This window comes from Shewanella algidipiscicola (assembly GCF_900380485.1).
Lineage (GTDB): Bacteria > Pseudomonadota > Gammaproteobacteria > Enterobacterales > Shewanellaceae > Shewanella > Shewanella algidipiscicola.
The window spans coordinates 1,292,503-1,307,437 of sequence record NZ_OXJV01000001.1 but is presented as its reverse complement, the minus strand read 5'-3'; the positions used below and the strand labels follow the sequence as shown (position 1 = coordinate 1,307,437).

Below are 14,935 nucleotides of genomic sequence, written 5' to 3'. Positions count from 1 at the left end.
GGGTTATCACCTATAGCAGGTTGTTTTGTTATTGTTGCCACCGGGCTTTGCCTATCGTATGGCTATTTCGTGACAACAGATTATTTTATTTTTTGCTTTGACTTTGATTCCGATACTAATTCATAAAAAGTATATTTGTTAGTTCAAAAAAACATCTTTATTTGGTTGAAATATCACCACTCGCTTTGCTAGTATGCCGGCTGTTTTGCTCTCAACGCCAGTATATATCAAGGGTTGCCCCTATGATGGTGTGAGTAAACTCGATCTCACCATTTAACTCATCTGCCCCGTTTATTTTCGGTGTTGGATTAGTTTTATTTTGTTTTTAGGGAATGTAATTGAATATCACTACTTTGACCATGATGCATACATTGTTTGCTGTGTCATGTCGCCGAAATCTGGCATTAACCCTGTCTCTACTGCTCTTAACGTCTACATTGGTTATCGATGTGGCCATGGCGGTTCCTCGTGAAGCCGATAACTATAATATAGATGTCACTGTCGGTAATGCACAACGCTTCTTACATCAGCGGCAAGTTGAGCAACAGACCCTTAAGTTAACCCGTTTGATGGATCACTATGGTCGCGACTCAAAAGTAGAAAAACGTCGCACACTCAACTCAATTAAAGCACTGGCCGCGCAGCGTCAATTAGCACAGCAAGCGTTACTAAAGTTGGATCCCATGGCTGCGGTACGTAGCACTGTACCTATGAGTAAACGAGCGGCGATGCCAGATGACGTATTAAGCCTGTTAGCGCAAAAAAAGCAATTGCAGGGGCAGTTATTCATCGTATATCAGGATTATGCTGATAGTGCTTCACACCGTCTACGCTACGAATTAATGACCAAAACAGGGCGTATTCAATTACACCTGCCGCAGAGCATTGATACTACGCAATTACAATCGGGTATGACTGTTAAAGCAGATGGCTGGTTATTTAATCATCAGTCAGAGTCAGATCAACTCGGCACGTTAGTGTTAGATGATAGTCAAGAGAGTATTTTTACACTGGCAGCCACAGAGGACGTCAGTAATACCGACGAGCCCCTCAGCAAAAGCACGAGCGTCAATAACACCTTGGGTGAGCAGAAAGTACTGGTGCTGATGTTGAATTTTCAAGATAGCCCTAATTTACAGCCCTGGAGCAAAGAAGATGTTCAACAGATGGTATTTGGTCGAGTCAATGATTATTACCAAGAAGCCTCTTATGGTCAGACATGGCTTAGCGGTGATGTGAGGGGGTATTACACCTTACCGCTAGACACCAATTGTGACTACTTTGGCATGGACCGTTATGCGCAACAATTGGCTACTGATGATGGTATTGATTTAAGTCAATATCAACGTTTGGTCTATCTGCTTCCTCAAAACAGCAGTTGCGGTTGGCGAGGTCAAGGTACACTTGGGGGGAATCCTTCTCGTGCTTGGATTAATGGCGAATTGAACCTGCTCACTATCGGCCATGAGCTAGGGCACAACTTGGGCTTAAAGCATGCTAAGGAGCTTAGTTGTGGCGATGGTTATCTGAGCGATGCTTGTGTCGCGATCACTTATGGTGACACGCTGGATATCATGGGCAAATCTGAGGGACACTTTAATCTATTTAACAAAGAACGTTTAGGGTGGTTAACGCCGGAGCAGGGCGATGTAATCAGTGCCGATGATGATGGCAATTATCTATTATCGCCTTATGGCAGTGCGCTCGACGGTCAAGCAAAGGGGCTCAAAGTTCGCCGTGGCAGCGACGCGCAAACAGGTGAGCCCTTATGGTATTACTTAGAATATCGTCAAGGTACGGGTTTTGATAGTTTCCTCGCCGGTAAAGCTGTGACGCAAGGTGTGCTACTGCATTTGAATCAAAGCGATGAGGATATTGAAAGTAGCTTGTTGCTGGACATGACACCTAAAAGTGGATTGAGGGATCTCGATGATGCTGCCTTAATCGTGGGGCAAAGTTATACCGATGCGGCTGCCGGAGTGACGATCACTACGGAATGGGCGGATAAAAGCGGTGTGTCAGTTAACGTGAGTTACGCTGGGCAAAGTTGTATTCAATCGGCTCCGAGCCTCAGTATCACCCCCAATGAAAGTCCATGGGTTGAGGCAGGTAGTAAGGTCGATTATCGAGTGAATATCACAAATAATGATAGTGTCGGCTGTGGCGATGCCAGCTTTGCTATTAGTGCCAATGTACCTAGCGGTTGGTTATCGCAAGATCAAAGCTTGTATCTCGCGCCAGGTGAAAGCGCTGCAACTTCTGTCAGTGTGACTTCTGCAACATCAGCAAGTGAAGGATTTTATGATATTGCTATTAGTGCCACAAATGTCGCTAACACTCAATATAGTCAGGTATCTAAGGTAAGTTATGTGGTTGAAGAGCCAGAATTGGCCTGTGTGTTAGCCGCGCCGAGTTTTATCTTAACGCTCGATAGTAGTGAACCATTAATGGCAGGAACTCAAGTCGTGTATCGGGGGACGCTTATCAATCGAGACAATAATGCGTGTAGCGCAAGTGATTATGAGATAGCGGCCAATGTTCCAACGGGGTGGACCGCCAATCATCAGAGGATCAGTTTGTCGCCCGGTGAGCAGCGCGATGTGAGTATCTATGTTACTTCACTGCCAGAGGCGAGTGCCGGTATTTATGATTTTGACATTAGCGCCCAACATGTCGATGAACCGCTTTATCGTGTGACAGACAGCGCGACCTATACGGTAGCTTCTCCAGTGGCGGTATGTGAGCGTGCAGCCCCTATCCTGACGCTGATCAGTGCTAATGACACTGAGGTCGTAGCAGGGACACAGGTAAGCTATGGCATTAGCGTGACCAATAAAGATACCGAAGCTTGCGACAGTAGTTCGTTTGACCTGTCAGCCCAATTGTCATCAGGGTGGCACAGTAGTCAGAACCAGTTACTTTTAGCCCCGGGACAAACCAGCCAAGCTAATATTGTAGTGACCTCAGATCTTAACAGTGAGTCAGGCGCTTATGAGGTGTTACTGACTGCGAGTAATAGCCAAGACGGTCGTTACGTTGCAAGTTATAGCACCCAGTATACCGTCAAGCCAGTAGCGAATTCGGCCCCCATCGCTGTCGATGATAAGGTCAGCATGACATCGAAAAATGCGGTGCTTATCGATGTGTTGGCCAATGATAGTGACGCAGAAAATGAACTGGTAATAGTCTCTGTGACTCAAGGGGCTAAAGGGAGTGTTGAGATAACCTCCGCTGGCCAAGTTCGCTATGTACCAGCAAAGAGTTTTAAGAGTAGCGATAGCTTTAGCTATACCATTTCTGATGGTGACACCACGGCAACGGCTAGAGTGATACTTTCATTAAGCAGTTCGGGTGGTAATGGTGGAAATAAAGGTCAGGGTAAAAAATAGAGATGCCCTGATAGCAGAAGTAGCACGAGGCAAGGCCTCGGCTACTTCAGTCATGGTAGGTAATGGCAGGGTTATTCGATAGTGTTCACTTCAATAGCCACATCATTGGTTGAAACATTACCTTCATCATCAGCAACACTGACGATAACGTCATCGAGGAAAGTAATCGGATCGGTATTTTCTAATCCTGGTTTTAACTCGATAGTAAAGGCACAACTATAGGTATCATTGGGCGAACCATTATAAGTCAGCTCTTGCCCCTCATTGCAAGCTGGGTAGCTTATGCTGTCGTGCATTCCGCCGTCATTGATTAACATGAAGCTGGCCGTATCATCTTCTGTAAATACGTTAGCCCCACCGACTGTCATCAATGTTAGGTTCACATTTTCAATGCCCGCATTATGTAGCTCTAATACCACGAGTAGACTGGCAGCGAACTTCATATCGGTAGCTGGTTGGCTTGGTAAGAAGGTCACTGTCGCATCGTCGAAATCTGATACGGCTTGACCATCGTCATCGACACCATTAATTGTTGCCACATTGACATGCACATCGCTTGCATTACCGGTGAGCGATTTCGCAATGGTACAACTTGCATTATGGTTAGGGTCGAGCATAAAGCCATTGAGTGGCGTAGGTGCAATAGGTGCGCCATCGACGGTATCAACCATACATTCAGCGGTAATATTACCAAACATGTCATCGGTTAAACTGCTAAAGGTCACAGTATCGACACCAGCCGCATCCACACTGAATAGGAAAGTGTAGTCAACCGAACGTGAGACACTCGGATCGTCACCCGTTTCGAGTACTTCGATAGGATCTGCGGTTTTTTGGAGATCGATCATCGAAGGAACATCGTTAATGACCACGGTTTCTGAATCCGCATTGCTGGCTTGATCATTTTCATTGTCGAGAGCTTTAGCGGTCACAATATTGGTGTGTGAGCCCGCTTGGCTGCCACTGATAAATTGACTAAAGCTACAACTATAAGTGCCGCCTTGTGCGATATAGCCGTTAATAGCACAGTCACCTTGGCCATCTAAATTACCAAATTTATTATCCATTAGTGAGCTAAGCAATAATGGAGAATCCCAAGCATCAGAGGTATTAGTGACATCCACGGTATAAGTGACATTGCCGCCCGACTCTGGTACTTGATCTGGGCTCGCTGTTTTCAAGACCGTGATGCTTGGTGGTAAGTTAGTTACGTTAACCTGCCGCGTGTCACTACAGTGTTCGCCATCGATACCACTGACGGCTGCGCAAGAATTACCATCAACAACTGGATCGCCATTACGGTCAATTAAGGCCAGTTTGACTAAGTCATTATACAATTCTGGTTGTTGATCGTCGGGTAGATCAGAGTCAACGATATGTACACTGAATTGACAGCTGTAGGATGCACTGGGTAAGACCTCACCGGGGCCATTACCGATATCGGCGGGCTGCGCACAGTTAGTGTTTGTGAGATAAATACCATCAGCTGCGCCGACTGGCACAGTTGCTCCCCATAAATCGATAGAGGTTTCATAACTGCCATCGGCAGCAGTATCTATTTCATCGCTGAGCGAGGTGATAAAAATGGATGTTTGTGCATTTGGATTAGTGAAATTAACCGTAAAGGTATAGAGGCCGCCCGGTTCGGTATGGGTATTGGTACCGACAAGGGTTTTTATCACTTGAGGAGGATTGGGGCGAATAAAGACATCAATATCGAATGCATCACAGCGACACTTAGAAGGTGTACCAGGTGCGGCTGGATCATTTTCACTACAATCGGCGCCCGTTTTATTATGCCAAGCGGCACAATAATTAAACTCGGCTTTGCCTGAGTTATCGTCATCACGACAAAATAGGGTGATCTCCTCCTGTTCATATAAGTGAGTGGGCGAGAAGCCACGTGCCTTACTGATATCGGCGCAGCTATCTAACCCTTCCTCAAGGTCAACGCCGGGACCATCGGTACGACCCAGTAAGATAGAACATTCGTTATTTGGGTTGCTATCTTGTGCGCTCCAATTACCTTCTGGAAGATAAACGGAATAGTCATACCTTTCATTGGCCGTTGTGGTAATGGTGACATCGGCAAGGAAGGTGACTTCTTCACCGAGCACACATTGTACAGCTTCGCCAGGGTTATCAATATTAGTGATGTTATCCACTTTACTGACCCTAACGTCGTTAGCAGTACAATTGAGCCCAAATCCAGCTTGTTCGGCCATACAGGCCGCATTCATCTGTTGTGGAAAAAAGGATGCGTTGGCAGCTGTGTGGGCAGCGCCATATAAGATGGTGCTGCTGACTAAGCAGATACCGAGCGCCTTGATAAGTCGATTACATTTAAAACGTTTCATAATATTTACCTTCATATCAGTGAATATGGATAAAACGAGCGTGCTTACTTAATGCGTTTCATGAGCCATATACCGGCTATCGTGTTGATGCATAGCGTTGATATTCGTGACTGCTATCTTGGGCACACTTTATCGTGCCAGCGCAGCGACAGAGCCTAAGTGCTTGGCTGAACAACGCAGTGCTTTATCTAAAGCAAGCATCAGGCCATAAGGTAAGCTTTTGATAATAAGCTGCTTTATTTTTTTGGGGACGATGAGGTTCGATGAAAGTGTTACTTTTCAGTAACACTAAGAGGCTAGCGAGAAGAGGATGTGACAGGGTAGTATTTACGCTTTTGTTATATAGTGGTTTTTATTGAATGGTAGCGGGTCTAGCTGTTCGCTTTAGTTAACAACGATTGTAACAGCGCCTGACCCATGGCCGCCTGGGTTGCAGATGGTGTCGGGGCTGCATTTTGGGGGCTTTTATGATAAGGATTAATTTCTTCACTGGTCACTGCTTGGTGACTGTAGCGCTTCAATAATCGTATTAAAGGTCTGATAGTTTTGTGCTCCCACAATTAATTTAGGATTGATGATGCGGTTATTCTCTATATTACCGACTAAGAAACTGGGTGTGCCACGAATGCCTAATGATGAGCCGTAGGCGACATCTTGCTCTATTTTCGTTAACGTGCCCGGTGCCGATAGACACTCGGTAAATTGTTTAATGTCGAGCGATAATTCGCTGGCACTGTCTTGATAGAGTTTGTCACCTAGCGATCGGATGTTATTAAACAGCAAGTCACGCATCGGCCAATAGGCATTTTGTTGCAAACTACAGTTGGCGGTCATCGCGGCTCCTTTGGCTTTAGGATGAAAATTTAGCGGAAAATCACGTGCGATATATTTCAGCTTTCCGGTGTCGATATATTGAGTTTTTAGGAGGGGAAACGTTTGATCAATATAACGTTTGCAGTAAGGACATTGGTAGTCTGAAAATTCAATAATCGCCATTTTTGCATCATCATCGCCCAGTGTTGGTAGCTGACCATTGTCATCAATATTATCTTGAGTCGGCAAGGTTTTATATTGAGGCGTGGTCGATGCCATGGCAACACGGTGAATATCGTTCACTTTACTTGCCATCATGCGAATATCCTGTTTGAGTTGCCCTAGCTCTTGCTTAAGCATGGTGAGCTCATCTGGTTGAGGCGGGGTCTCTTTTTGACAGGCGACAAGCAGCAGAGTGCTCAGCACGAGGGGAATGACTTTCAGTGATGGTTTAAACATAGTAAGACTCCTCAGTCTGACGGATGTTGTAGTTGAGCGTCAGAGTTTTATCTTGCACTTTTTGATGAGCCGATAAAAAGTTGTGCGGGAAATATTGAGTTCTCGCGCTGCCGCTGAAATATTGTGATTGTTGCGTTTAATGGCATCGAGCAATAACTCGGTATCGATATCGGTACGATGCTGAGCTAGATCGATAACATCTTGATTGGTTGTTGGGCATTTACTCGATGTTAGGCCCAGATCGATTTCGCTTAGGTGTTCACTATTGGCCATGATCACCGCGCGATGGATACGATTTTTTAATTCGCGCACATTACCAGGCCACTCATATTGCTCCATCACTTGGCGTGCTTTACTGGTGAGGCGGTAATGGGTTCTCGGTGGTGAGAATTTTTGTAAATAGGCATTAGACAATAGATTAATATCTTCGCAATGATCTCTGAGGCTGGGGATCTCAATATGAAGAATATTGATTCTATAATATAAATCCTCTCTGAAACGCCCTTCATCGACGGCGGTTTCTAAATTAATATGACTGGCAAAAATGATGCGGCAATCAATGTCAATTTTCTTGTTACCCCCGAGGCGCTCAATATAATGATCTTCTAGGAAGTGTAATAAATTAATTTGTAAATCTAACGATAAGTCGCCGATTTCATCTAAGAAGAGAGTGCCGCTATTGGCTCGTTCAATGCGGCCAATATATTGCTTATCGGCACCAGTAAACGCCCCCTTCTCATGACCGAATAGTTCGGAGTGGATCAAGCTTGCGGGTAGGGCACCACAGTTAACAACGACGAAAGGGCCAAGGTGACGTCGAGAGAGGTTGTGAATTAAATTGGCACACAAGCCTTTACCCGTGCCAGTTTCACCACTCAACAGTATGGGTTCGTCCGCAGCGGCAATTTTGGTTATTTGTGCTTTTAAGTTGCAGATGGCGGCTGAATCGCCAAGCAGCAAGTTCAATGACTTATCCGCAGTGCAGTGCTGATGGCGCGTGTTCATTATCGCAACCCCGTAGGCATGACCTAATGTGTGCTGCAACTTTTCCCAATCGATGGGAAAATGGTGATAATCAATGAAAAAATCAGTTAAACAAAATGTGAGTCGGTTGGTGATGCATTTATCATCGGTACACAGGGCTACCCATAATAGTTGCTCAAACTGGCTCTGAAGTCGTTCAATAGCATGGGTCACTTTAATGACAGAGGCTGTCGAAATGAGCGCTATTGCGACATAACAGGCGTGTTCTTGAAGTAATTTAAAGGCGCACTCAAGCGAGTTGGCATGCATGATATGCCACTGATTATCGCTCAAGGGCTTGTCACAAAAGTGGTCTTTATTCGTAAGGTTTAACACCAAAAGTGTACGATTGCCTTCGGTGATATTTTTGCTTATATGAGTCACAATAATTCCTATATGGAATTTGGTGATGGTGCAGAGTGATAGATATCATTAAGTCTAGGAAACCTTCTCCATAGTGCAAGTCACTCCCCGACCGTCAGCATTCTATAACAGATCACATAAAATGGAGACGGCGGCATGTTAGCTTGGTTAATTAAGGTGATTCAGGGGATATAAATCATTTAAGATCTGCATCCGTTTTACACCAAGGAGTCAAACGCTGTGCGCGCTGCTGTGCCGTAGTGAGTTTGATGCCGGCTTGGTGGCGCAGGCGATATAGCGCTTGATAACACAGCGGCACCAGATAGAGGCTAGTGATGGTGGAAAAACTTAAGCCGCCTATGATGGCAATGGCCATCGGCGCGTAAGCAGGGCCACCGCCACCGAGTTGGGTGTCACCCATCGCCAAGGGGATTAAACCGAGTACAGTCGTTGCCACCGTCATCAACACAGGACGAAGACGGGTAATACACACCTTGTGTATGGTGTCAGGCAGCTGTGATAATTGCGGTGTTTGCTGATTAATTTGATCCACCAAAACGATGCCGTTATTGACCACGATCCCCATTAAAATCAATATGCCAATCATAGACATAATATCCATAGGCGTATCGGTTATTAGCAGTGCCCAAAACACGCCAGTGATGGAAAACAAGATCGAGGTGATAATGGCTGTGGGCAGCAGCAAGGACTCAAACAGCGCCGCCATGACTATGTAGATCATCGCCACCGCCAATATCATGTTGGTGGCCATAATTGCTTGGTCTTCATCTTGGCGCTCAAATCCGCCGCGCAGTGAGTAACCGTATCCAGGAGGGAATGACACCGCCTGCATCACATCTAAGATGGCTTGCTGCGCCTCTTCGGTGGTGATGTCGTCAAGATTAGCGCCAATTGATAATGCCGTGAGTCGCCCGTAATGGCGGATTGTATCGAAGCGCGGCTTAATGCTGATGTCGGCAAGGCTTTGCAGCGGATAAACGCGATTGTCGATACGTACTATGGGCAATTGCTTGAGTTTTTCAAGTGAGGTTTGCCACTGCTTTTCATAGGCAAGTTCGATATGCAGCTCACCGTTGGGATCGTGTCGAAATGAGCGCAGAGGCACGCCGCGCAGTGCGAGAGATACGTTTTGCGCCAGCTCAGTCAAGCTTAGCCCGAGCCTCGCCGCTAAAGTACGGTTAAGCTGGATCACAACCTCTTGCTGAGTGCCATTAAGCTCAGAATGGACATCCGTTAGCCCTTTGATGTTGCTTAATAAGGGGACCACTTGTTCGCTGATCTTGATTAAATCTGATGTTGAGCGGCCTGTTAAGGTGACACGTATGCCGCTATTTTCATCGCCCCAGCCAAATTGCGGCGTAGCGATCGAGAACTTAGGAAAGCCATCACGAATTTGGCGTTTAAGTGCCTTGATATCGATATCCATATCTTCTTGCAGTAATAACGTGGATTGACCGCGATCGGCCGCGTAGTAGCTGTAAACTGAATCGATATAAAACGCCTCTTTGTTGGCGTAGAGATAGTCCTCCATACGGTTTATCATCGCTTCGGTGACGGCTAAACTATGACGCCCATCGACTTGATAATTAATATAAAGGCGATTATTGCCTTCACCGTCAGATTGATCTTGTTTCACTTGGCTCAGGGGCAGTGCGGTGGAAGCCAATATAAGCAGCGCAAAGACGCCAGCACGTTTTGGCCGGCGTAAGATCCAGTCAAGGCTTTGCTCATAATAGGCTTGTAATGTGCTGGATGTTGGCGTGCTATTTACCTTGAAGTGCAGTTTACTAAGCATCAAGGGGATTAAGGTTTTCGCGACCAGCAGTGATGCGGCCAATGAGATACAAATGGCCACAGCCACATGTTCAAGGAAGATGGTCAACTGCACTTTGACCCCAAAAATATTGGGTAAAAATACAATGGCGGTGGTGAGCGTGCCAGCCAGCACCGCTAAAGCCACCTTGTTCACGCCATTTTGTACCGCTTGTTCTGCACTGGTGTTATTGGCGTGTTGTTTTTCCTGTAATACGCTTTCTGTCACGACCACGGCATTATCAATCAGCATGCCGACGGCCAGCAGTAAGCCCATCATGGATAAAATATTTAAGCTGTAACCTAAAAAGTACATGCCGGCTAACGTCATACACAGTGAGATAGGCACCGAGGAGACCACCACCAAGGTCATTTTGAGATCCCGCAGAAACAGGTACAGCACAGCAAAGGAGAGCAGGGCGCCCATTAAGCCTGCCAGCAGCAGATCTGACAATGACGACTTTACCCCATAAGCTTGATCTTCCATGATAAACAGCTTGATCCCTTGAAATTGGGGATCTTGTTTGGCCGCGTCAATTACCTTGAGTACGCGCTCAGAGACATCGACTAAGTTAGCCCCCGACTCCTTAAACACATCTAACCCTACGGCATAATTTTGGTCCAGATGGCGGCCATCGAGCCGTTCGGGCAGGGCGTAACGCACGCTGGCAATATCGCCTAAGGTGATGCCCGGTGCTAAGACTAAGGCCTGGATCTCATCTAAGCCACGAAACTCGCCTTTAGGCGAAATCTGATACACCTTATCATTGGCGCGTATTGTGCCAGCGCTGACAATAAAGTTCGCTTGGCGCAGCCGCGCTTGTAATGCGTCAAGGGATAGGTTGCTGGCTGTGAGCTTATCGGCATCGAGCCTTATCTCTATCTGTTTTTGCTCCACGCCATACAGGGTCACTTGCGATACCCCCTCGACCCGCTCCAAGGGCCTTTTTAACTGCTTATCGAGCAGGTCAAAGGCGCCAGACAATGCACGGTCACTTGAGATCCGCACCGTCAGCAGTGGCATATCGGCGGTGGAAAACTGCCTGATAAACACCCGCTCAACATCTTGGGGCAATAGGTGGCGCACGGCATCGACCTTTTCTCGGGCTTCTAGGCTTTTCGTGGCGACGTTCTCGCCCCATTTCATCCGCAGTTCAATTTCGGCGCCATTTTGTGATGAGCGCGATCTTAACTCCTCAATCCCGCCCATGGTCGCCAATGATTGCTCTAAAATATTGGTGATTTCGCGCTCTACTTCGGTGGGAGTTGAGCCCTTATAGGGCACCTCTATCAATACCTGAGGAATATCGATACCGGGAAACATCTCTAGCGGTAACAGTCGGCTGGAGGCAAGGCCAAACAGTAAAATGGCGACAAAAAACATGCTGGTGGTCACGGGACGCGCAATCGCTAAGCGGGTGATATTCATTGTGCCTCTCCCATGGCTGGCGCAGCTGATGCAGGCTCAGGTTCTAGCTGAAACTGCTTACGGTCAAAGAGTGAGTAAAGGGCTGGGATCACCACCAAGGTTAATAGGGTGGCAAGGCTCAAACCAAAGATGACGGTTATCGCCATAGGCGCACGCACTTCACTACCATCACCCAGCCCTAATGCCATCGGAGCAAGCCCCAGCGCGGTGGTCATGGTGGTCATGATAATAGGGCGCAAACGGGACTTGGCCGCTTGTTCTATCGCCTGCGCTTTTTCTATGCCTTGCTGGCGCAGTTGATTAATTCTATCCACCAAGACGATGGCGTTGTTGACTACTATGCCGGCCAGCATGATTAGGCCAATAAACACCACCACGCTTAAGTGGGTTTGTGTAATGTATAAGCCCAATACACTGCCGCCGACAGCCATGGGCACGGCAATTAAGATAAGTAGCGGATGGATAAGGGATTCAAATTGACTGGCCATCACTAGGTAGACCAAAAATATGGCCAGCACTAAGGCGATTTGCAGTGACATGAATGAGTGTTCCATCTCTTCATTTTGGCCGCCAAAGCGGATCTGTATGGTGCTTGGTATGGTTTGCTGGCGTATGAGTACCTTGGCTTCAGCTACCGCCTCACTTAAGTCACCAAAAGCCAAGTTTGCCGAAACAATGGTTACACGTTGCTGACTGATGCGATTAATCGCTGATGGTCCTAAGTTTAGTGACACCTCTGCCACAGCGCTCAGTGGAATGGGCTGGGCGCTGTTGGGGTTGATTATCATCGAATCGATATCGCTTATCTGGTTACGCTCTTCAATATGGCTGCGCACCAAGATATCAATTTTACGATCTCGCACTGTGTATTGGCTGGCGATAGTGCCGCCAATGCGCTGGGCGATGCGGTTAGCAACCGTTGGGGCATCCATCCCTAAGGCGGCAAGCCGAGCATGATCGAAGCGAATACTCAGTTCGGGTTGGCCATCGCGTAGGCTGGTGTTAAGGTCGGCAAAACGCGCTGACTCAGATAGGGTATTAACTAGGTTATCGGCCGTGTGTTTTAACTGGGCTAAATCGTAGCCAATCACTTCGATTTCCAGCGGTGTTTTAAAGCTAAACAATTGAGGGTGCTCGATAGTAGCGTTGAGCGCTGGAATGCGCATGGCGGCGCTTCTTAGCGCTTGACTGACTGCAATAAAGGCATGGTGATCGGCTAAAACCACCTGTAATCGGCCCCAGTTTTCGCCGCCGCGAGAGGTGTCGGATGTCATTAAGCCACCGCTACCGGCTTGACTATAAGTGTGCTTAACATCACTGCGGTCTTTAATCGCCAAGGCGAGGGTTTGCAGCACCTTGTCGGTTTCACTCACCTGTGTCCCTGGGGGTAACTCGATCTCTAGGTAGAATTCGCCTTGATCCATCACCGGAATAAGTTCCATGCCTAAACGAGGCACTAAACTCATGGTGCCCGCAGTCATGACCATGGCAATAACGACGGTAAGCCTGCTCTGCTTGAGCGCAAAAGGGAGCAAACCATGATACGCCTGCTCTAATAACTGATAACCGCGATTAAATAACTGACTGATGGGGCGCATAATAAGGCCGACTAACCACGCAAGTACCCGAGTGAGCATTAAGCCTAAGGTCAATATTAGCGAGGGTAAATAGCTAAATAGCAGTACAAATGGCAGCGAAAATACTGTGGTAGTGTAATGTTTTACTTTCGCCATCTTAGTGTCTGGCAGCGGCTTTTTAGCCTGGGGTAATAGTTGTGGCAGGGCGCTAAAGCCCTTACGCGAAGCAAGCATAGGGATGGTGGTTAATGCCACCAATAATGAGGCGAGCAGGGCAAAAGTGACAGTTAATGCCTGATCTGAAAACAGCGCCCCAGCGACCCCGTCGACAAAAACCAAGGGCACAAATACTGCCAAGGTGGTTAGGGTCGAGGCAAAAATGGCGCCTGCGACCTCTTTGGTGCCAGTGACGGCCGCGTCGAGTTTACTCATGCCAAGCTTTTTACAACGGTCGATGTTCTCTAGTACCACAATCGCGTTATCAACCAGTAAGCCTACCGCCAAGGCAATACCACCAAGCGACATGATATTGAGGCTGATGTCGGCAAAATACATCATGTTAAAGGTGGCGATAACCGAGAAGGGAATAGAGATGGAGATTATCAATGTGGGCAGAATATCGCGTAAAAACAGATAGATCACTAACATAGACAATAGGCTGCCCAGTAGTGCAGCCATGGTGACTTCACTGACCGCGCTTTCGATAAATTCAGATTGATCGTAAATGACTTGCAGCTGAGTTTTTTCGCTGAGCTTATTGAGCTTTTCCAGTTCAGCTTTGATGTTGCGCGCTACCGCGACCGTATTGGCATCACCTTCTTTATAGATAGCCAGCTCGATAGATTCTTGCGAGCCGATGCGGGTGATGTCACTGCGCTCTTTGTGGCTGTCGATAATGTCGGCGATATCTGACAGTCGCACCAATGTGCTGTTATCACGGTAGATGATGATCTGCCCGAGATCTTGCAAGGAGTCAAATTGATTTAGGGTGCGTACCAGATATTCTTTCTCGCCTTGTACCACCTTACCAGCAGATAAGTTAATGTTTTCAGAGGCTATGCGCTCACGTATGGTGTCGGCGTTAAGATTAAGTTGGTTTAACTTTTGTTGGTTTAATTGAATATGAACCTCTTGCTCTAGGCCGCCTGATAGCCTAACCGCCGCGACGCCACTTAATGCCTCAAGCTGGCGTTTAAGCTCCTCTTCGGCAAAAGTGCGCAGTTGTTTGAGTTCAATGGGCGTAGCCTCTGGTTGCGATAAGGCTAGACGTACAATAGGGTCGAGATTAGGGTTAAAGCGTAGTAATAGGGGTTTATTCACATCGAGTGGCAATGCGATGGTGTCGAGTTTTTCACGCACATCGAGACTGGCCATATCCATGTCGGTGCCCCATTCAAACTCAAGCACCACATCTGACATACCAGAGCGTGAAATTGAGCTGATTTTACGCAGCCCTTTGACAATGCCAGCGGCCTCTTCGATGGGTTTAGAGACTAACTGCTCAACTTCAACGGGCGCAGCGCCGATATATTGCGTGCGAATAGTGATGGTCGGGTAACTCAAGTCTGGCAGCAGTTTTACCGCAAGGCGAGAAAAGCCCACCATACCAAATAACAAAACCGCCAACATGAACATCCATACCGAGATAGGACGCTTGACTGATGTAGTAATTATTGACATAAGCTCAACTCC

Annotated in this window: 6 protein-coding genes; 1 reads left to right on the top strand and 5 read right to left on the bottom strand. The window is 47.2% G+C overall.

What is annotated here, in order from left to right; genetic code table 11:
• The first annotated feature begins 338 nt into the window (after window positions 1-338).
• The gene (locus DN599_RS05805; RefSeq protein WP_110456651.1) at window positions 339-3,389 is read left to right on the top strand and encodes an Ig-like domain-containing protein; all 3,051 of its coding nucleotides are present in this window, start codon (window positions 339-341) and stop codon (window positions 3,387-3,389) included.
• A 71-nt stretch (window positions 3,390-3,460) separates the two neighbouring features.
• On the opposite strand, the gene DN599_RS05800 is transcribed toward DN599_RS05805, so the two are convergent.
• The 5 genes from DN599_RS05800 to DN599_RS05780 all read right to left on the bottom strand — a co-directional run bounded on the left by DN599_RS05800 (window position 3,461) and on the right by DN599_RS05780 (window position 14,923).
• Entirely contained in the window at window positions 3,461-5,746 is a 2,286-nt protein-coding gene (locus DN599_RS05800) for a hypothetical protein (RefSeq protein WP_110456650.1), read from the bottom strand.
• 486 nt (window positions 5,747-6,232) lie between these two features.
• Window positions 6,233-7,018, bottom strand: a complete 786-nt coding sequence (locus tag DN599_RS05795) for a DsbA family protein (protein ID WP_110456649.1) — start codon at window positions 7,016-7,018, stop codon at window positions 6,233-6,235.
• A 39-nt stretch (window positions 7,019-7,057) separates the two neighbouring features.
• On the bottom strand, window positions 7,058-8,425 hold the full coding sequence (locus tag DN599_RS05790) for a sigma-54 dependent transcriptional regulator (RefSeq protein ID WP_239473223.1): 1,368 nt from the start codon (window positions 8,423-8,425) through the stop codon (window positions 7,058-7,060).
• 175 nt (window positions 8,426-8,600) lie between these two features.
• Window positions 8,601-11,666 carry an efflux RND transporter permease subunit gene (locus DN599_RS05785; protein ID WP_110456648.1) on the bottom strand — a complete coding sequence of 1,022 codons (3,066 nt, stop codon included), beginning with the start codon at window positions 11,664-11,666 and terminating at the stop codon, window positions 8,601-8,603.
• The gene (locus DN599_RS05780; RefSeq protein ID WP_110456647.1) at window positions 11,663-14,923 is read right to left on the bottom strand and encodes an efflux RND transporter permease subunit; all 3,261 of its coding nucleotides are present in this window, start codon (window positions 14,921-14,923) and stop codon (window positions 11,663-11,665) included. Before DN599_RS05780 ends, DN599_RS05785 begins: the two co-directional genes overlap by 4 nt.
• Window positions 14,924-14,935: the final 12 nt, after the last annotated feature.

Bases quoted from the DNA above. Each gene is read 5' to 3' on its own strand.
- DN599_RS05785 (WP_110456648.1), bottom strand. From the start codon at position 11,666: ATGAATATCACCCGCTTAGCGATTGCGCGTCCCGTGACCACCAGCATG.
- DN599_RS05780 (WP_110456647.1), bottom strand. From the start codon at position 14,923: ATGTCAATAATTACTACATCAGTCAAGCGTCCTATCTCGGTATGGATG.
- DN599_RS05795 (WP_110456649.1), bottom strand. From the start codon at position 7,018: ATGTTTAAACCATCACTGAAAGTCATTCCCCTCGTGCTGAGCACTCTG.
- DN599_RS05800 (WP_110456650.1), bottom strand. From the start codon at position 5,746: ATGAAACGTTTTAAATGTAATCGACTTATCAAGGCGCTCGGTATCTGC.